A 19,853-nucleotide genomic window follows, 5' to 3' on the forward strand; every position below is an offset into this window, starting at 1 on the left:
ACTAATGACTAATGACTAATGACTAATGACTAATGACTAATGACTAATGACTAATGACTAATGACTAATGACTTCAAATTACCTGAGCCACAACTTAATAGTATTGTCTTTAGAACCGCTAGCAATAGTTTTGCCGTCGGGACTAAAAGCCACTACATAAACCTCATCGGTATGTCCGGTCAAAGTATTCAGCAATTCTCCGGTAGCAAAGTCCCAAATTTTAATAGTTTTATCCTTGCTCCCGCTGGCAATAAACTTTCCGTCCGGGCTAATAGCCACCGAGACAACATCGTCAGAATGTCCTTTAATCGACCGAATTAAATCTCCTGTTTCGATATCCCAAATTTTAATAGTTTCATCGTAGGAACCGCTCACAATGGTTTTGCCGTCCGGGCTGACAGCAACTGACCTCACTTGGTCGCCGTGTCCCTCAAGAGTTTTGATCAAGTTGCCCGTTGCTACATCAACAATTGTAATTTTTTTGTCCTTAGAACCGCTAACTAAACTTTTGCCATCGGGAGTGAAAGCAACAGAATAAACAAAATCTGTATGGTCTGGCAAATTATAGATCAAACTACCAGTTGCTGCATCCGAAATTTTCGTGGTTTTGTCTCCGCTGCCGCTAGCAATCAGCTTGTCGTCGGGGCTGAAAGCGACTGACCAAACAGAAGCTGTGTGGTCAAGAAGGCGCGTCCCTTGCCCTGTTTTCAAATCCCAGAGCATGACTCTCCAAAAACCTGTTCCTGTCGCAAGTTTTGTACCGCTTGAGTTGAAAGCAACCGACCAAATGGTGGATGAATCTCCGGCGAAAGTGCGGATCGATTTGCCTGTAGCTAAATCCCAAATTTGGACGGTTTTGTCTTTTGAACCGCTGGCTAACATTAAGCCGTCTGGACTGAAAGCAACTGCCCCGACGGCATCTGAATGCTGGGCAAAGTTTTTGACTTTGGCGTTTTTCCAGCGCAGGCCTGCTTGGCACTGTTGCTGTAACTTTTGGGCGGAATCATAGCTGCTGTTGGTGTTGGGAATTGTGGGGATTTGGTTGATACAGCCTTCATAATTGCTGGCTTGATAGAGAGATTCAATTTGATTGAGCTGTTGGGCTTCTTGTTGCAATCCTTGCTCGCCTTCTTGCCATTTGAGATATCCGTAAATTCCGCCGATCGCCGCTAAGAGTGCTGCAATGGTTGCTCCGGCGAGATAAGGATTGAATTTGCGAGGTTCTTTGGGGACAATTACTGGGGGAGTGGGGATCCTCTCCGTTGGCGTAGCCCCCGTAGGGGCGGGCTGCGCTAACGACAAATCGGTTTTTCCGTTCAGATCCACCTCCGGGGATACCGCCAGAGTTGGCTGCAATTCTGTTTTCGGGTTGGGGTTGCGGTGTCCGTCCAACACTGTGGCGATCGCCTTGTACAATTTAGCGAATAAAGATTTAGGAACGACTAATTCTTCAATTCTCGCGGCATCTTCGTCCGTAAGCCCTAACACTTGCTGCAAGCGCTTTAACTCGTCGCGAGTTTCCAGAGAAAAGGGATATTCTTGCTGCATTGCTTCTTGCAGCGATTGTTCGTAGCGTTCGCCTTTTTGCCTGTATTTGCGGTAAGGGTTCAATACCTCATCTTCGATCGCCTCTGCTTCTTCTGGTAGCAATTCCAAACTGACGCGCAATTCTTCTAATATTCTCCGCCCGACAACTGTAATGTCACCCCGGCTGCTGCTGCGCCGATCGACTTCTTCGCGATATATTGTCAGCTTGGGAATCCGCGCGCGCGATCGATCGCCAATTTTCCTCAAATCGGCTAAAGCTTCCGCCGCCGACTGGTAGCGTTCCCGATAATCGTAGCGCACCATATTGTCCAAAACATCGGCCAGCGCTTGGGAACACGCCGCTAAATGCCGCCAAACAATTTCGCCTTTATTAGAATTTTTCAAATCCCGCAGTTTCGGCAAATCGTAAGCCGGCAAACCCGTCATTGCTTGGATACCAATCATTCCCAAGGCGTAGATATCGCTGTTGAGTTGGGGGTTGTATTGAAATTGCTCGATCGGCATATATTCCAGCGTCCCAATCCGCACAGTTACCGGCGCTTGTCTTTGAGCAATGTGAATTTCTTTCACCGAGCCAAAGTCGATCAGCACTAACTTGTTGTCAGAATAGCGGCGGATTAAATTAGCCGGTTTAATATCTCGGTGAATTACTCCCTGTCCGTGTACAAACACTAAAATTTCTAACAGTTCTTTCAACAAAAGAATGAGCTTTTCTTCTGCTAAAGGCTTCCCCGGTACAATCTCCGTTGATAGCGAGTGACCGGGAATAAAAGATTCAACTAAGAAAAATTCTTCATTTTCTTCAAAATAAGCGAATAGCTGAGGAATTTGATCGTGTTGACCGAGCTTTTCTAGAACTTCTGCTTCTTTTTGGAAAAGACGGCGCGTAGTATTAATTAATTTCGGTTCACTGGTACCCGGACGCAGGTGTTTGACAAAGCACTGCGGTTCACCGGGACGGCGAATATCTTTGGCTAGATAGGTTTGTCCAAATTCTCCTGTTTCTATGACTTCAATGATTTGATAGCGTCCATCTAAAAGTTGGCTCACCATGATTATAACGCAGCCTTTTTTTGGTTGATTTTCGCAAGAAACAGTTTCACAGTCGGTAGTTTTGAGTTGTAAGTAAGTCCGTCGATTTGAGATTTGAGATTTGAGATTTACTTCACAGATTCATCGGGAAACTCGAACAAAAGTCTAAAATTGTTGGCTTTCCAAACTCATAGCGTCGGGGGCTTCGGTTTTTTGGCCCGTCAGTTATTTTACATTTAAATTGCAGATTTTTGGCGAGCCCGATGCCCACCCGACCAGCATTTAACTGTATTCCACCGCAACTGCTCGCCGAATGGTAAATTGCCTAATATAGCGGTTCGATCGCGTGGTGAGGTATGCCCGGTTTTGCCTATGCCCTGTTTTGCCTATGCCCTGTTTGGCCTATGCCCTATGCCCGATCCCCGATAGTACCTCCTATGAGAGCACAGAAAGGCTATACTTTATCTTTTTAACATCTGCAAAGCTTGATATCCTAAAAAGAAAAAACCCAACGCACCGAGTATCGCTATCGTGTCCGCCAACACATCGACTGTCAGAAATTCGCCCATTGCCATATCCTCTCTTGACTGATATTTATCCTCGGCTTTTAGGTCGCTGACCGGGTGAGGGGTAAGACCCCTTGCTGCGGGCGAAGCCAAAGATGCTCACAAATTATAGCAAAAGAGGTCGCTAAAATAACTTTCCGGGCGATCGACTAGCTTTTTGTTTTAATATTTTTTAATATTTAAGGAGACAAACTGTGCACCGAAATTTTGAGGTCAGTTCGCTTTGATATTGTTAACCCTGTTAATTTTTTCTCTGATTGTAAGTAGAGCTTACACTAAGAATTTGCACCGATCGGTGCAAAATGCGCCTCGCACTGACAGCAGTTCGGCTCAGCAGTTACAGCCCTCTACCGGGCTCTTCCCCAAAGTTTCGGTAATCGTACCAGCATACAACGAAGCGGAGAATATTCGGGATTGCGCGATCGCCATTTTGGAGAGTACAGCGCTGACGGAGGACAACCTAGAGGTTTTGATTGCAGACGATCGATCGACAGACGACACTAAGTCGATCGCCCAAACCCTACAACAGGAACTCAATGACCCCCGCCTTAAAATATTAGCAGGTCAGCCGCGACCTACCAACCAATATTGGGCCGGCAAAAACTGGGCCTGCGCCCAAGCTTTCCAGGAAGCAACCGGAGACTTCCTATTATTTATCGATGCCGACGTGCGGCTCAAACCAGGGGCGATCGAAACCGCAATTGCCACAGCAGAAACAGAGAAAATAGACTTGTTTACCTGTATGCCAGCCCTGGTTTGCGAGTGTTTTGCCGAATGGTTGGTACAGCCGTTAATGTTCAATCATTTAGCAGTTTGCTTCGATTTTACCGCTGTTAACGATCCTGCAAAAACAGACAGTGCTTTTGCCGGCGGCCCATTTATGCTATTTAGGCGATCGGCCTACGAAAAAATCGGCGGACACGAAGCCGTTGCCGGCGAAATTGTCGAAGATGTGGAATTAGCCAGACGCATCAAACGTGCGAGTTTAAAGCTCGGACTTTATTCCGGGGCAAATTTGGCATCTGTGCGGATGTATCGGTCTTGGAGCGCCTTGTGGGAAGGCTGGACAAAGAATTTGTATCTCGGCGCTAACCGCAATTGGGGCATGATGGTTTACATGGCCGCCATAATGTTTTTTCTTTATCCGATGCCCTGGTTGGCATTAGGTATTTTGCTGGTTAACGGCGAAATTGCTAACCTAATTACCAATTACCAATTACCAATTACGAATTACCAATTACCAATTACCTTGTTAACTATTTGTTTATCGGCAATCGTAATTTGGTCTCATTACACTTTGCGCCGCTTGGGTGCCGAAATTTCCGAGTGTTCGACGAAATACTGGTGGTTGGGAGGTTTGGGAGGTACGTTAATTGCCGCAATTGCGATCGGTTCCGCCATCAAAACAGAAACCGGTTGGGGATGGACTTGGCGCGGGAGAGCTTTGCAAATCAACAATTAATCCCCGATTTTTGAGCTGACAAAAATTAGTAGGGTGCGTTAAATTCGAGATTTGCGATCGTGCCGGAAAACTCTCAGAATGATACCATTTTTCTAAAGATTTGCTATGTATGAAGTTCTAGCCCCCCCGAAGTCGCGGGGGGGTTGGGGGGGTAATATCTAGCGCTACTTTATAAAATTGGTATAATCCCAAATTTATGCGTATACCAAAGCAGGTACTCGCTTGTAAGCAGGCGTGCCCGATCGCTTTTCAATCTCCGGGTGAAAAATCACATTAACTTCAGGATAAAACATCAAAGCAGCACCCGCACGAACCGCCCCGTAAATCACCTCAACATTTTCCATTTTCCCCGCATTTCCCTGCACCGTAACCCGCTGATGTTCTTGCAAACCCGCGCTTTCTGCATCCTCGCGATTCATTAAAATGCAGTTGCGGTGCGGCATTCCCCGGTACTTGTCATCAATTTTGTAAACCACAGTATTGTGCTGAGAATAACTGCGTCCCGTCATCAAGGCTACCACTAAACCGCGCACCGATTCCGATACACCAAAATCTTTAATTTCCGGTAATTTCAGGACAGGTAAAGGCGCGACAAACATCTTGGCTTTGCCGGAATCAGTGGGGAATTTAGGTTCCATAAAAATCCGCCCGCTGATGGTAAATTCCTCTTTTGTATCATCAATTGTTGCCATTTTTTCATAGCCGGGAATTGTTTTAGCAATCAATTGTCGAATGTATCGCGTATCTTGCAGTTGGCGCCAGTCTACCGGATAACTGCCGTGAATTCTGCTCGCCAATTCGGTCAAAAAATGCACTTCTGGAATTAAGTCAGCCTCTTTGAGGTGAGTTTCGCCTTCATCATTGAAACGCACAAAGTTATTACCAGATTCCACCGTTGTTTTGTGGGGGTTTTCAAAGCGATTCAGCACGGGAATCACAATTGTATTGTGCTTTGCCAATCCGTTAAAATGCCCTAAGTTCGGTTTGGTTGCGAGGTAGATAATAGTTTCAATCTTACCTAAAGCGCGTTTTGCTTGATTAGAATCTGGATTTGCCCCGTACAGGTTGCCGCCCAGACAGAGTAGCGTATCGACTTTGCCTGCATCTGCTGCTTCAATGAGCGATCGAGTTTCGTAACCCTTAACGCGACTCAGGGGACGCCCCAACAACTGTTCGAGAGTGTGTTGGATTTCTTTTTTCAGCTTCACAGTCACGCCCATAGAGCCGAATCCTTGGACGTTTGAGTGTCCTCTCACGGGCATTAATCCCGCCCCTTCTTTGCCGACATTTCCCGTCATCAAGGCAGTATTAGCAATGCTAAAAACATTATCTACGCCGTTTTGTTGTTGGGTAATTCCCATCGCCCAACCGAATACAACTCGCTTTGAATTGCCGATAATTTTGGCGGCTTCCTCAATTTCTGCTTGCGAAACTCCGCAAGTTGTAGTAATAGTTTCCCAGTCGGTTTCGCGGGCGTGCTGCACTACTGCTTCCCAGCCTTCGGTGTGGGCTTGCAAATATTTTTCATCCAGCAATCCTTGTTCGATTACAGATTTTTGAATGCCGACAAATAAGGCAGTGTCGCTGCCGGGAATTGGTTGCAAGTAGAGCGAGGAAATATCGGAACCCGGGATGAGCGACTTGACGGGAAATGCTGGAGAACCAAATTTGACTAACCCGATTTCCATCACTGGGTTAATTACAATTATTTTACCGCCTTTGTCGCGGATTTTAATCAACTCGTTCATGAAGCGGGGATGGTTGTAGGCAGAATTCGCGCCCGCGAGCACGACGCAATCTGCTTGCTTCAAGTTTTCTAGACTCACTATTGAGGTGCGGGTAGCAAACATTTCGCTTAACCCAGTTGTCGAGGGAGCGTGGCACAAATCCGAACAATCTGCTAAGTTATTGGAACCCATCGCCCGCATCATCAATTGCAGTAAAAAAGCCGCCTCGTTGGAAGAGCGACCGGAACTGTAAGATGCGACTCTTTCGGGGGTTTTGCGAAACGCAGCCTCGGCAATTTGATAAACTTCTTCCCAAGAAATGCGATCGTAATGAGACGAACCAGCCCGCAAAATCATCGGAAAACTCAACCTTCCCAGTCTATCTGCTTGCATAGAACTTAATTGTTGAAGTTCTGAAATATTGTGCTGTTCAAAATAGCTTGTCTTCACAGCAGGTTTAATTTCAGCGGAGATTGCTTCAACGCTTTTCATGCAGCGCTGAAGTTTTTCGCCCTCTTCATTAGTAAAGCCTCCTTTCTGCCCGCCAGTGCCCCAAGAACATGACAAACAAGCACTATTGTGAAGCAAAGTTTTCCAAAGTTTCGGGCCTTCCGGGGACAAAGTATGTTCTGCCCAAAACTCAATTACGGGTAAACCGCCACCAATGTCTGGTGTTTCCTCATTTTTCTCGTTGAAGGGCGGAACGGGTTGGATATTTTGGGAGTTGGTGTCCATACGGTTTACCTTTGGTTTGAATTGCGGGTTGATGCGACGGGCGAACCGCCAAAGAAGTTAAATTTATGACTAAAATTTTACCGCAATTTTACAGCTTAAAAAACCTGTCAACAGATAGATGTTTCAATCTCTATTTAAATCTAGGTTTGCAGCATCGGAAAGCAAGTCATTCTTCATCCGCATAAAAGCGAGATCGAGAGGGATAATCCTTGAGGGTTTACTTGTTTTTATTTAAGGCTTGCTTCCCAAACCCCAGACAAAGCATTCGATCGCCCTCAGTAACATTCGGGTCATTCTGCAAATAATCTCCCACCCATTCGCAACTACGAGCAATAATATTATTCAGTTCCAAATTTTGCAAAGGCAAGAGAATTATAGTCTTATCCCTATTAGCAAAAGCCAGAGTTTTGCTGTCAGAACTAAAAGTAACGCTCAACACCCGATCGCCCAATGCCAAAGTTTTAGATAGCAGCGCCTTCCTACCGTTAAAATTCCACAGCTTAACAGTATTTCCCGCACTCGCCGCCGCAATCCACTTGCCGTCTGGACTGAAACTAACACTTTCCACAGTATCGCTGTGGTCTAGTTTTTCAGTTAAATTTGCCACCGTTCCATCAAACGCCCACAAATAAACTTTTTTGTCAGCACAAGCAGCAGCAATTGTCTTACCGTCGGGACTAAAAGTCACATTTCTAACCGTATCTTCGTGGTTGAGAGTTGTCAAACGCTTCGCCGACGAACCGTTAAATTGCCAGAGGTAAACTTTTTTTTCTGCAGCAATTTCACCCACATTGTTTTTCCCGCTTTCCTTGTTGTCAGCAGCCGTAGCAGTAGCAATAGTTTTGCCGTCGGGACTGAAACTAACGCTAATCACTGGATTGGTATGATCGAGTTTTGTCAGCAAAGTTGCTTTAGAACCGTTCCAGCGCCAGAGGTACAATTTGCGATCGGCACCGCTGGCGGTGGCAATTATCTTGCCATCTGGACTAAAACTCACGCTTCTAACAACGCCGTTATGCTTCAAAGTATCTAACAGTTTTCCGTCTAAACTCCAAACTTTCACCGTTTTGTCATTGCTGGCAGAAGCAACAGTTTTATTGTCCGGTGAAAAGCTCGTCCAAATTACAGAATCCTGATGACCTTCTAAGATTTTTAATAAACTGCCATCAGTGCGCCAAAGTCTCACTGTCTTGTCTCCGCTAGCAGAAGCAATTGTTTTGCCATCTGCACTAAAACTGACTTTGTAAACCCAGTCTTCGTGTCCCAATAAAATCTGATTCAACGGAGTTCTGTCCGGTTGCCAAATTTTTACCATTTTGTCCTTACTTGCGGAGGCAATCGTGCCGTCGCGACTGAAACTTACTGCCCTTACATCATCTTTATTTCCTCGAAAAGTGCTTAGCAATGTGCCGCTGCGACTCCAAACTTTTACCGTATCGTCGGCGCTGCCGGTGACAACTTTTTCGCTGTCGCTACTGAAACTCGCACTCAGAACTTCATCGTTGTGTCCTTTGAGAGTTGTGATTTCCTCACCCTTTCGGTTCCAAATTTTGGCTGTGGTGTCGGCACTGGCTGAGACGAGTTCTCGATTGTTTGGGCTGAACTTAACGCTGTATACAATGTCAGAATGTTTGGTTAATGTTTTGGGATTAATTTGAAATTTCTGGGTTTTACCTTGTCGGTTCCAAAGTTTGATAGTTTTGTCAGCACTTGCGGAGGCAATTGTTTTGCCGTCGGGGCTGAAACTCACGCCGAGTACCCAATCTTTGTGTCCGGTTAAGGTTTGCAGCAATTTTTTGTTTCCCAGATTCCAGATTTTTACGGTGTTGTCGTGACTCGCAGAAGCTAGGGTTTTGCCGTCGGGGCTGAAGCTAACGCTGGTGACGATATCGCGGTGGCCGGATAAAGTAGCGATCGCACTTTGGTCATTATCTACTTGCCAAATTTTAATTGTGCGATCGGCACCACCAGTCGCGATCGTTTTCCCATCCGGGCTAAAACTCACACTCGTCACAATATCGCCGTGCTTAAAAGTCTTTAATAACTTACCTTCTTTGCTCAACAATTTAACAGTTTTGTCAGCACTTGCCGAAGCAACAAAATTGCCATCTGGACTGACACTTACATCCAAAACAGACTTATCGTGCTGCTCGAAACGATTGCGTTCTTGCACTCCTGAAACAGCTTGTCTGAGCCTCTCAGTAATTTGATTTTTAGTATCCACAGGTAGCGCTGTACTTTTCTGAGAACCGCGACCGATTTTGATACTATTTTTCAACACTGCTAATTGATTTTGATCGTTAGAAACCACCAAAGCTTCCGATGCCGAATTTAAGGCATCTGTCCGACTTGTTTCCGCCTCTTGTCGCGCGCTTTCTGCTAATTTTGCTTGATAAAATGCCATCGCCGAAACTCCTCCGAGTACCAGCACTCCCAACACCGCCGCCCGCAATTGCCATCTCCGACTTTTGTAAAGTTGAGCTTCCGCTTCGTGCTGTTTGTCTCGGGCTTGGCGCTGTTTATCTCTAGCTTCCGACAGCAAAGCATCTCGCTCTCTATCTTTGCGAATTTGGTCAATTTCGTCTCGGTTAATTTTGTTTTGCTTTCGCAGTTCCTCAAATTCAGCCTTGTTATCTAATTCCTGTTGCTGGCGAATGAAGCTAACTAAATAGTCGTGAACCAGTTGATAAAGCTCTGCCGGCAGTTCCATCCACTGAAAAACTAAACCGGATTTTACTAACAGTTCTAAAACTAAATCTAACTTTTCCGATTCGGCAACTGTCGCTAAATCGGAGGCTAATTCGGCACGAGTTTTCAGGGGGCGAATCTCATTTTCGTCTGTAAGGAAATACAAAACTCGGCGCACCGCCCCTTCATTTTCGGGGCCGCAATCTTTGATTACTTCTTCGAGAAAATTTTCGACTAATTTTTGTTTGGGATTGTTACCTAGTTCCTGATATTGGCTTAAAGTTCTAATGTTTTCTTGTTGCAGTTGAGCGCCGACAAGTTGTAGTTCGATCGGGCGGACTTCTCCCAATTCTCCAGCTAAATCTTTGACTAATTCTTCGATTAGCTCCGGTTCTAAGTTAAATTGCGATCGCTCAGTTAAAGTGTGAATTACCGATCGCGCATCTGCTAGGGAAAAATTTCCCAAATAAAATAGAATATCTTTGCTGAGAACGTCAGCCAAAATATCATTATTGATAAATTGTGTTTGGTTTTTTGGTCGGGAAAATTCCAGCAAATAGTGCAGGTAATCTTCCCGCAAAGACAGGACGACTTTTAAATACTTGATTTTCAAGCATTCCCGCAAAAATTCAAAAAATATCTGCCTTTCTGTTGGCTCTTTCCACACGAAAAAGAATTCTTCAAATTGGTCAAATATCAGAACTGTCACTAGATGTTCGGAATTTTTTTGCAGTTCTTTGATAATTTTTTCGTATTCGATCGCCTGTTTTTTGACGATTATTTCTACAGGCTGTAAATCCTTAATTATATCCAGATTTTCCGCAGTCGAAACAAGCTTTTTCTTGACTGCGCCTGCTGCTGGGGTCAAATCAACCTCTGCGGAACTAGGTACTGCTTCAGAACTTTCGAGATTGAATATTTCAGCTTTCGCAGCAGATAACTGTCTGGTCAATTCCTGGGGCCAGTTATTGTAAACCTGCAGCACGATCGGTAAAACAGTCCGCATTTCTATCTTTTTTTGTCTGAGAGCGGGGACTAATCCCCCTGTGATAATTGAACTTTTTCCGACTCCAGACTGACCGTAAATTACTGTCAGTTTGTCGGGTGTATTGTTCATTCTATATATCAATCGGTTGAGGTCTTGTTCTCTACCGGAAGCAGTTATTTCGTCAGCAATAGTAGCAGCGAAGGTAACTGTTTCGGCGGGATCTATCGCTTCTCTGTGCGGCTGCAATTTTCCGGCTCCAATAAAAGCTCGAAACCGATAGGTATGTTCTACTCCTCGATAGTCTTGCTTGATTTGAAATGCTTTGAGATATTCTCCCCGCTGAAAATAAACTACTCGCAGCATTTCTAAAACCCGCAAATACAGTTGCGGGTTGTAGCAAGGTTGGGTTTCCGAGCGAGCAAACTCTAAATGGGCGATCGCCTCTTCTATCTCGCCCAACTCCCTCTGAGCCTCTGCTAAAATTAATAGATACAAGCCTTTATGCTGCGATTTTACAGGCATTCCCTGTCCCGTCGCTTTTAATTTGGAGTTCAGAACCTCTAGAGCGATTAAAGCCCATTCTTTCGCCCCTTCCCAGTTTTTTTGCTCTAAGGCTACTCTAGCCAAAAAGCCATAATCTTGAGCTAAATTAACTGCTGAATTTTTCATATTTTGATGTAACCTCCGAGCTTTGATAGCTAAATTCCAGAGTGCATCCCAATCTTCTAAATGTTGCAATACTTCCCCGAGTTGATTGATGAATGTACCAACAGCATCCCACTGTCCCGCGCGTTCTAAAACATTAATACATTCCTGAAAATAATTCTTAGCTTCTGTCCAGTAAGGACGGCGATCGCTGCGGTTTTTTTCTGCTTGGAAGCGGTAGCAAAGACCGATGTGGAATAGCAGAATTCCTTCTAATGCCGGTGCGGGGTGAGCGGTAAATAATAAGTCGCTAAATTCTGTTTTCTTTCCCAAAAATGCTACTTGATATTTCCAAAAATCGAGACTCTTTTGATACAATTTAATGGCTGCATCAATGCGGTGACAAGCATATTCTTCTCGACCGCGAATAAATTGTAAATTTGCTTCGATTGCCGGTTCTAATCTGATGTTGCAAGTTTGCAAGTCTTGGCTGGCTGACTCTAGTTCTGTCAAAGAATTGGCTCCGAGAATGGCAGAATTACTTAAACGCCAATTGCCGGTTTCTAAAATGCTGGCAAAAATGCGATCGGCACTTTTGGCCAGAAAATCTATCAATTCATCTGGGCCCTGCACAAATTCTACTGTTGTCGTCCAAGTCTCGATATCTGTTACTAACCGAATCATTTTTTTGAGTATTTTGTCTGTCACCCACAGCACTATGGGGAAGGGAAAGTTATTGCGAAATTCTTCCCTGACGTAGTTGGTAGAAGTCAGCACGCGATCGATCGCACTTACCGACTCCAATCCAAACACCATTAAAGCTGGCGGCCTGCTACCGTCAAGTTCGGTTTCTATCGTCGTGTAAAGAGTTTTAACAGATGTCGGGAGGACAATTTCTCGAATCTCAATCCCAGACTCCTCTCGCAATAGCCGTAGAGTTTCTTCTTTCATGGCACTATAATTGCACCGCACTAAAATCAGCGAAAATTGTCCCTGAGACATCGACAGAGTGCGAGAGAGAGTTTGCAGCGAACTTTTGTTTTGCTGTGCTGCGGTGTCTTGGCTGCAGTGCGAGTTAATCATAGTCTTTGAAAATTATGATGGAATAGATGCTGTAGAAAGAAGAAAGTTCGGGAACGGATTTTAGCACCTTACGGATTGTCGGATTTTTAAGCATGAATATCACTTTGATACAAGGGAGTTTGTTGCTACAAAACTAGCCCGATCTATGTCATCGTGCACGCATACTAATACCATTTCTCTAAAATCATGCAATACTCTTTGACCCCCCCTAGCCCCCCCTTGTAAAGGGTGGGGGACAAGAATACTGTTGCATTATTTTTTGAAATTGGTATAACCTCAGAAATCCAAAACCTTTCGTAGTGCGGACTACGAACCAAATGTGCTAAACTCAGAAACCCGGTTTCTTCTTATATTTCTCATTTTTCCAAAACTCGTAGAAACCGAGTTTATAGCTCCCCACGCCTAAGCCTTGAAACTGTCCGATTGTTTTACTAGATATAGTTAAAGCATACCCGAAAAAATACATACTCTGTTATTCGCATAAGTTCAGGAAAATCTGCTGGATTTTACTGATTGTTTTACCCTCGCACAGCGAGAATTCTACCTATTGAAAAAGCCGATCGCACAAACCGCACAAACCGCACAAATCTGACTCAATCATTCACATATCCCGGAAATCCGGCATTGTCTGGTGGACTGACCCCTGGCCGCACTGAGATAAACTACGGCTGGCGGCTCCTCAATAGTTATAGGTGGCAGATTTTCTGTCATAAATTTAGTAATCTCCATATCTAAGTTAGTAGCTGAAAAATCAGGTTGATCCCAATCCTCGCTTTCTTCAATCGCGATTGTTGTTGGTAGCGCCATCTCAAAATCTAGCTCGTCGCCAAAAGTTGAAACTTCTTTAATTGGATCGATTTTCTGAACAGTATCGGCGGCCAAAGCTTGATTTGTATTAGCCATTAGTGCGATCGGCAGTGCGATCATTGCACTTATCCTTTGTCGCGCCGTAATTTTCCGCATGAGATCCTCCTGGTATCAACTAAATTTTTCTCCTCTAAATTCAACATCCGCCACTACTTTAGATCCCTGTTATTAATGAATAGTAGTTTGTTGTTAGATAAAATATAATTCGAGCTTTGAAACTTCGCGCGAAGTTTGCACGGGCGGAAACTGAGGGTATTTTGTCAAGGGTTCCTACTTCTGTTTACTACGTAAAAACTCTTAAACAGTCCGGTTTTCCAATTAAGTAATTCCCGAACTCGATCGCCAGTGTCAATCCCATAGTCAAAACGGTGAGAAGTTCGATCGCAGCCCCGCGCTGCCGCCTGCTAGCTGATTTGCTATACCATACGCACCGCAGATGTGTCAATAATTATATCTTAACATTTTTAATTTTTTGCAGCATTCTCGTTACCAGGAAGAGCCTGGTAACGCAGATCGGGGAGGAAGAGCCCTAAGCAAAGTCGAGAGGAATCCTACTTAGTCAAACCGTGTTCGAGAACGCAGATCGGGGAGGAAGAGCCCTAAGCAAAGTCGAGAGGAATCCTACTTAGTCAAACCGTGTTCGAGGGCGTAGCGAACCAACTCAGTACGGCTGTTAGTACCAGTCTTGCTAAACAAGCGGCTGACGTACTTTTCCACATTCCGCACGCTAGTTTCCAAACGGCGAGCAATTTCTTTATTCATCAAACCTTGAGCAACCAAATCCAAAACACTTTGCTCTCGCGGAGTCAAATCAATTTTAATCGGCGAAGCACTTTGGACGATCGAACTCCGCCCGCTCAACAAAGACTCAATTCTCGCCATTTGGCTAGCCAAAGCAGCAATATCAGGACTTTCAGCATTTTCGCCTGTCTCCTTAGCCGCCGCGCGGCGCGCTAACAAATTGGTGACAATTGCTACTAATTCGTCGGGATCGAAGGGTTTAGAAAGATAAGCATCGCAGCCGGCTTGATAGCCTTGAATGCGATCGCCCGTCATCCCCTTAGCCGTCAAAAACACCACCGGCAAAGCCTTATAACGAGGATCTTCTCGCACTTGCTTGAGAAACTGATAGCCGTCCACCTGCGGCATCATGATGTCTGAAATCACCAAATCAGGATTGTGCTGCTGCAAAAGTTCCCACCCATCCCGAGCATTACTGGCAACCTCAACCGAAAAATTGCTATCTTCCAAATAAGCTTGTACCGCTTCCCGCAAGCCCGGTTCATCATCTACCAATAATAATCGTGCTGACATATCCGTTACCCTTAAGTTCGATCGCTATTATCTGTCAACTTAGCTGAATTTAACTATTCTTGTCACTCCATCTATAGAAGCAATTCAAAAAATTGTGGTTAAACTCAAGAGTTTTGAGTTTTGTTTTGCTGCAACAGACAAGATTACCAAAATAGTTAGGAGTGGCTATAATATCATATCCGCTCAATTAACCGCAAAAACGCTTGGTTTGTAGTGCGAACTTAAGTCCGCACTACGAACTAATATTAGTATTGCGGTTAATCGATCCCAGATCGGCTAAAAACTCATCCCACAAAAATCTTTTTTTCTTGTGGGACGAAGATCCGCTTTGCGCCCTAAAAGTTGATGAAAAGGACTTTTACAATCTTGTCTATTCTTGAACTATTCCGACTTAAACTTTTGAACGATCGGTCAAAATTTCATAACCGGTGTCCGTCACCAACACAGTATGCTCAAACTGAGCCGACATAGCATTATCCACCGTTACAGCAGTCCACTTGTCAGCCAGCGTCCGAGTGTACTTAGAACCCGCATTCAGAATCGGCTCGATCGCCAATGTCATGCCCGATCGCAATTTCACATTCGGCATTTCGCGAGTGCGGAAATTGAAAACCGACGGTTCCTCGTGCAAATTGCGCCCGACACCGTGGCCGGTAAACTCCTCAACGATACTAAAACCGTTGCTTTTGACATGATCTTCGATCGCACCGGCGAGATCGAGCAAATAAGCTCCAGCCTTCACTTGTTCGATACCTTTATAGAGAGCTTCTTCTGCGACTCTAATTAATTTTGCCGATTCCGGTGTCACCTCCACAACTGCGATCGTGATGCAAGAATCGCCGTGAAAACCTTGGTAATATGCTCCCGTATCTACTTTCAGAACATCTCCGGCACGAATTACTTTTTTGCGGCTGGGGATGCCGTGAACAACTTCGTTATTAATGCTAGAGCAAATCGATCCGGTGAAACCGTGATAGCCTTTAAAACTGGGAGTTGCACCCATTTCTCGGATGCGTTTTTCGGCATAAACATCCAAATCTGCAGTAGTCATTCCCGGTTTCACAATTTGCGAAATTTCTTTCAGTACGGTTGCGACAATTTTCGCCGCCTGCCGCATTATTTCGATTTCGCGTTCCGACTTAATTTCAATGCCTCGACGCTGTTTTGTGACTTGGGGTTGTTTCGTTGGCGCAGAAAGCAGACTGCTAAAAATATTCATGTATTGAATGTCAGGTAATTTTGTAGTTTGAAGGCAGGTTAAAGCAAAAAACGGTAAATGTCCGGTTTTTTAGATAAACACCGGTGTCTTGTTCCGAACTGTCGATCGCTCGTCCTTTCAGCTAGTTTAATATTTTTCTTGGTCATCGGCACGGGAAAGGGGGATATGGGGAGAGGGATCGGGAGAAAGGGGGAGAGGGGGAGAGGATTTGAGGATTTGAGGCTTTTTGATGTGCCGCCCGATCGCCCAATACAATTTAAATGCAGTACAACTTACCAAATCCGGCTTAGATACCCCGTCGCTGTCGATCGGCGATAGTTTTACTCTCAGGCGGTTTCAACCGCCGAGTCCCTTTGAGCGTCGGATCTGTGGCCTTTTAAATTGAATGATGCAACAGCTTTGAGGCCCACCGGATTTCTGAGGATTCCTGCGAGGTTGGCAATTCCTGCAATTAACTTAGTTACCTCAACAGGTTTAGATAAGTGCATCTGGAAACCAGCTTCCAGCGCTTGTCGGCGATCGGACTCTCTCACGTAAGCCGTCAGGGCGATCGCAGGCATTTTTCGCTCGCGCAGCACTTCCATTTCTTTCACCCGCGCGATTAACTCATAGCCGTCTGCTTGCGGCATTCCAATGTCGCTCAGCAGCACATCCGGCCAAAAACTCTCCAGTGCAGCTAGAGCCCCCGCCACCGATGCCGCCGATCGCACCACAGCTCCTTCCTCTTCGAGTACAGCAATCAAAAAGTCCCGCGTGTCATCGTCATCATCCACCACCAGCAATTGCAAATTAGCCAGAGTTGGTAGAGCCTCTGTCACCTCATGGAGTTCCAAGCAATCATCAACAGCACCTTCCCCGTTTCCCTCAACAGGCAGAAAAACCGTAAATTTCGCACCCTCGCCCGGATTATTCTCTGCCCTAACGTTACCGCCGTGCTGTTCCACCAAGTGACTGACGATCGCCAATCCCAGCCCCAAACCCCCGTAAGACCTCGTTGTGCTGCTATCAGCTTGGCGGAAGCGATCGAAAACATAAGGCAGAAAATCAGGATTAATACCAATTCCGCTATCAATGACCTGAATTTGCGCCTCATCGCCCACTAACTCCAACCGCACATCTACTTTACCCCCTTCAGGAGTAAACTTAATCGCATTTGAAAGCAAATTCCAGACTACTTGCTGCAAGCGATCGCTATCGCCTATAACTTTACCAACCTTTGAGTCAGCTTGAAATACGATCGCAATTGATTTTGTCTCTGCCAGCGGTTTCAGAGAATCAATTGCCATTTCAATCACATTTTTTAACTGAATCGGATACAAATTAAAATTTAATTTTCCGCGCAGAATTCGCGAAACATCTAAAATATCTTCAACGAGTTGCGCTTGAGATTTAGCATTGCGCTCAATAGTCTCTAGAGCTTTATCAACCGTTGCTTGGTCAAACTTTTTTGCCCGAAGCAGCCTAGACCAGCCGAGAATCGCATTTAAAGGAGTACGGAGTTCGTGGGAGAGAATAGCCAGAAATTCATCCTTCATCTGGTTAGCTCTCTCAGCTTCTTGCCGCGCCACCTGTTCGCGGATTAGTCGGCCGCGTTCTTCCTCTGCTTGCTTGCGGTCTGTGACATCTCTAACCGTACCAACGTGACCGAGCAGTATTCCCAAATCCGAAAACATGGGCGACGATTGTACGTGAATCCAACGCACATCTTCGTTATCAGCTAATCGAAACTCAGTCGAATATTCGTGACCTTCTTTAATCCAACCCGACCAATCTGCTACTACGCGATCGCGGTCTTCAGGATGAACCGAACGCTGCCAAACTGACACCAAACTTTCCTCCAAAATCAACCCAGAAATCGCTTGACATCGGGGATTCAGGTAAGTACAGCGGCCTGCAACATCAGCTAAGTAAATTCCCAGGGGCGAACAAGCACACAAAGTACGAAATCGTTCTTCACTTTTACTTAGTTCATTATTAACAGCAGCTAACTCTGTTGCTTGTCGCTTCACCTCGGCAGTTTTTTGGAACAATTCCACAAATACCGCCACCTTCGATGTCAATATTTCCGGTTCCAACGGTTTGAAGAGGTAATCCACCGCACCCAGAGAATAACCTTTAAATACGTGGGTGTCATTACTGCTGAATGCTGTGATAAAAATAATCGGAGTCGATCGCGATCGATCTCTAGAGCGAATCATTGTTGCTGTCTCAAATCCATCCATTCCCGGCATCTGCACATCAAGCAAAATTACCGCAAAATCTTGATGAAGCAGACATCTCAGAGCTTCTGCGCCTGAATTTGCCTTGACTAAATTATAAGACTGGTTCTTCAAAATAGCTTCCAGAGCCACCAAATTTTCTGAGCGATCGTCAACTATCAGGACATTTACTCGATCTTCGGGCTGCACATTCATAAATTTTTTAATTTTTAATTGTTAGCAAATTGACCAAACAGGGAGCGATTTGAGAAAGGGGTAAAATCCAGTCTACTTCAACATTTGCGATCGCAGATGCAGGCATTGTCCGGCAGAGAGCAGAATCCGGTTCCTCCACAAATGTCAATCCTCCTTCAGCTTTAATTTTTGCCAGCCCAGCAGTACCATCAGAACTAGCTCCTGTTAAAATTATGCCAATAGCGCGCTCCCCAAACGCATCAGCAGCAGACTCAAACAGCACATCGATAGAGGGCCGCGCGTGGCAGACAGGAGCATCAGTTGATAGTGCAAATGTAGGAGAAACGCGACTGAGGATTGGGGATTTTGAATTGTCTATCGGCTCCACCGCCGCGCTCTTCCATGCTGTACCGTCGTTTTCATCAAGGCTAAATTTCTCCACCCAAGGCAATTCTACGAGCAAGTGATAGTCAGCGGGAGCCAAGTAAACCCGGCCAGGTGCGATCGGCTCTTTGTCCTCGGCCTCCGTGATTTGGAGAGAGCTTTGCTGTTGTAAAAAATCAGTAAGCCTGTTGGGAGAAGTCTTGTGGCGGTGTTGGACAATAACCACAGGTAAAGGAAAACTTTGTGGCAAATCTCCCAGCAGGACAGTCAGAGCATCTAGCCCTCCCAAAGACGTGCCAACAACCACTATCTCAAAAATATTTTTATTTAATTTTGCGGTAGATTTTGTCACTTCTTTCAACTGCTTCATAGTTTTTTTCATAAGGCGTAAAAGTGAGAGACTCCTGATGTCCTAATCCTAAAACTCCAAACATTCCCAAACTCTCATAAAAAAGCTTGTGTACCCGCTCTTGGAGCTGTGAATTGAAATAAATCAGCACATTGCGGCACACAATTACATTAAATTCATTAAAAGAAGTATCGGTTGCTAAGTTGTGGTGAGCAAAGACCATGTTATCTTTAAGTGAAGACCCAAAAATAGCATTTTCATAGGCAGCAGTATAATACTCAGAAAACGCTTTCTTGCCCCCTGCTTGGTGGTAGAGCTGCGTATATTCTTGCATTTGTTTCAAAGGAAATATACCAGCCTTGGCTGTTTTCAACACTAATTCGTTCATGTCAGTAGCGTAAATTCGACAGCGGTCATAAAGCCCTTCTTCTTGCAGCAAAATTGCCATAGAATAGACTTCTTCTCCCGTTGAACATCCAGCGTGCCAAATGCGAATAAAAGGATAAGTACGCAGCATCGGTACTACTTTTTTTCGGAAACTAATGTAAAATTTAGGGTCGCGAAACATCGTAGTTACATTAACAGAAACATCCACCAAAAAACGCTCTAGACAGGCCGGATTGTGGAGTATCTTTTCCTGAAGTCCAGAGACCGTGGTGAGCCGTTCCGAGCGAATAGTGTTCCAAATGCGACGCTTGATAGACGCAAGAGCATAATTACGAAAATCAAATCCGTAATAGCGAAATATTCCCTCTAGTAGGAGTTGAATTTCGATTGTTTCAAGTTCATGGGTTTCGGGCATTAGTCATTAGTCCTTAGTCATTAGTCCTTAGTCATTAGTCCTTAGTCATTA

General features: G+C 45.0%; 11 protein-coding genes. 1 reads left to right on the forward strand and 10 read right to left on the reverse strand.

What is annotated here, in order from left to right; all coding sequences use genetic code 11:
- Positions 1–78: 78 nt before the first annotated feature.
- Positions 79–2,601 (reverse strand): protein kinase domain-containing protein, encoded by a 2,523-nt coding sequence (locus QUA97_RS25080; RefSeq protein WP_333196838.1) that lies wholly within the window; start codon positions 2,599–2,601, stop codon positions 79–81.
- Between the two features lie 440 nt (positions 2,602–3,041).
- Positions 3,042–3,239 carry a hypothetical protein gene (locus QUA97_RS25085; RefSeq protein WP_194070562.1) on the reverse strand — a complete coding sequence of 66 codons (198 nt, stop codon included), beginning with the start codon at positions 3,237–3,239 and terminating at the stop codon, positions 3,042–3,044.
- A gap of 130 nt (positions 3,240–3,369) precedes the next feature.
- On the opposite strand from QUA97_RS25085, the gene QUA97_RS25090 reads away from it, so the two are divergent.
- Positions 3,370–4,608, forward strand: coding sequence for a glycosyltransferase (locus tag QUA97_RS25090; RefSeq protein ID WP_333196840.1), 1,239 nt, complete (start codon positions 3,370–3,372; stop codon positions 4,606–4,608).
- Positions 4,609–4,802: 194 nt separating this feature from the next.
- Here QUA97_RS25090 and QUA97_RS25095 read toward each other — a convergent pair whose 3' ends face one another.
- The 8 genes from QUA97_RS25095 to QUA97_RS25130 form a co-directional block, all read right to left on the reverse strand.
- A complete protein-coding gene (locus QUA97_RS25095; RefSeq protein ID WP_333196842.1) occupies positions 4,803–7,070 on the reverse strand; it encodes an FdhF/YdeP family oxidoreductase in 2,268 nt (755 codons plus the stop codon).
- Between the two features lie 217 nt (positions 7,071–7,287).
- Complete coding sequence (locus QUA97_RS25100; protein WP_333196844.1) at positions 7,288–12,474, reverse strand: WD40 repeat domain-containing protein; 5,187 nt, start codon at positions 12,472–12,474, stop codon at positions 7,288–7,290.
- Between the two features lie 597 nt (positions 12,475–13,071).
- Entirely contained in the window at positions 13,072–13,437 is a 366-nt protein-coding gene (locus tag QUA97_RS25105; protein WP_194011498.1) for a hypothetical protein, read from the reverse strand.
- 525 nt (positions 13,438–13,962) lie between these two features.
- Complete coding sequence (locus tag QUA97_RS25110; RefSeq protein ID WP_194011497.1) at positions 13,963–14,655, reverse strand: response regulator transcription factor; 693 nt, start codon at positions 14,653–14,655, stop codon at positions 13,963–13,965.
- A 391-nt stretch (positions 14,656–15,046) separates the two neighbouring features.
- Positions 15,047–15,874 (reverse strand): type I methionyl aminopeptidase, encoded by an 828-nt coding sequence (gene map, locus QUA97_RS25115; RefSeq protein ID WP_194011501.1) that lies wholly within the window; start codon positions 15,872–15,874, stop codon positions 15,047–15,049.
- A gap of 326 nt (positions 15,875–16,200) precedes the next feature.
- Complete coding sequence (locus QUA97_RS25120) at positions 16,201–18,288, reverse strand: hybrid sensor histidine kinase/response regulator (RefSeq protein WP_333196848.1); 2,088 nt, start codon at positions 18,286–18,288, stop codon at positions 16,201–16,203.
- A 7-nt stretch (positions 18,289–18,295) separates the two neighbouring features.
- The gene (locus QUA97_RS25125; protein ID WP_194067748.1) at positions 18,296–19,033 is read right to left on the reverse strand and encodes a chemotaxis protein CheB; all 738 of its coding nucleotides are present in this window, start codon (positions 19,031–19,033) and stop codon (positions 18,296–18,298) included.
- The gene (locus tag QUA97_RS25130; RefSeq protein WP_194067749.1) at positions 18,975–19,802 is read right to left on the reverse strand and encodes a CheR family methyltransferase; all 828 of its coding nucleotides are present in this window, start codon (positions 19,800–19,802) and stop codon (positions 18,975–18,977) included. Before QUA97_RS25130 ends, QUA97_RS25125 begins: the two co-directional genes overlap by 59 nt.
- Between the last annotated feature and the right edge of the window lie 51 nt (positions 19,803–19,853).

The sequence above is a fragment of the Microcoleus sp. CZ3-B2 genome (assembly GCF_036705055.1).
In the GTDB taxonomy this organism is placed as follows: Bacteria; Cyanobacteriota; Cyanobacteriia; order Cyanobacteriales; family Microcoleaceae; genus Microcoleus.

Excerpts from the sequence above, each read along its gene's own strand:
- QUA97_RS25080 (WP_333196838.1), bottom strand. The coding sequence starts at position 2,601 with ATGGTGAGCCAACTTTTAGATGGACGCTATCAAATCATTGAAGTCATA.
- QUA97_RS25095 (WP_333196842.1), bottom strand. The coding sequence starts at position 7,070 with ATGGACACCAACTCCCAAAATATCCAACCCGTTCCGCCCTTCAACGAG.
- QUA97_RS25100 (WP_333196844.1), bottom strand. The coding sequence starts at position 12,474 with ATGATTAACTCGCACTGCAGCCAAGACACCGCAGCACAGCAAAACAAA.
- QUA97_RS25105 (WP_194011498.1), bottom strand. The coding sequence starts at position 13,437 with ATGCGGAAAATTACGGCGCGACAAAGGATAAGTGCAATGATCGCACTG.
- QUA97_RS25110 (WP_194011497.1), bottom strand. The coding sequence starts at position 14,655 with ATGTCAGCACGATTATTATTGGTAGATGATGAACCGGGCTTGCGGGAA.
- map (WP_194011501.1), bottom strand. The coding sequence starts at position 15,874 with ATGAATATTTTTAGCAGTCTGCTTTCTGCGCCAACGAAACAACCCCAA.
- QUA97_RS25120 (WP_333196848.1), bottom strand. The coding sequence starts at position 18,288 with ATGAATGTGCAGCCCGAAGATCGAGTAAATGTCCTGATAGTTGACGAT.
- QUA97_RS25125 (WP_194067748.1), bottom strand. The coding sequence starts at position 19,033 with ATGAAAAAAACTATGAAGCAGTTGAAAGAAGTGACAAAATCTACCGCA.
- QUA97_RS25130 (WP_194067749.1), bottom strand. The coding sequence starts at position 19,802 with ATGCCCGAAACCCATGAACTTGAAACAATCGAAATTCAACTCCTACTA.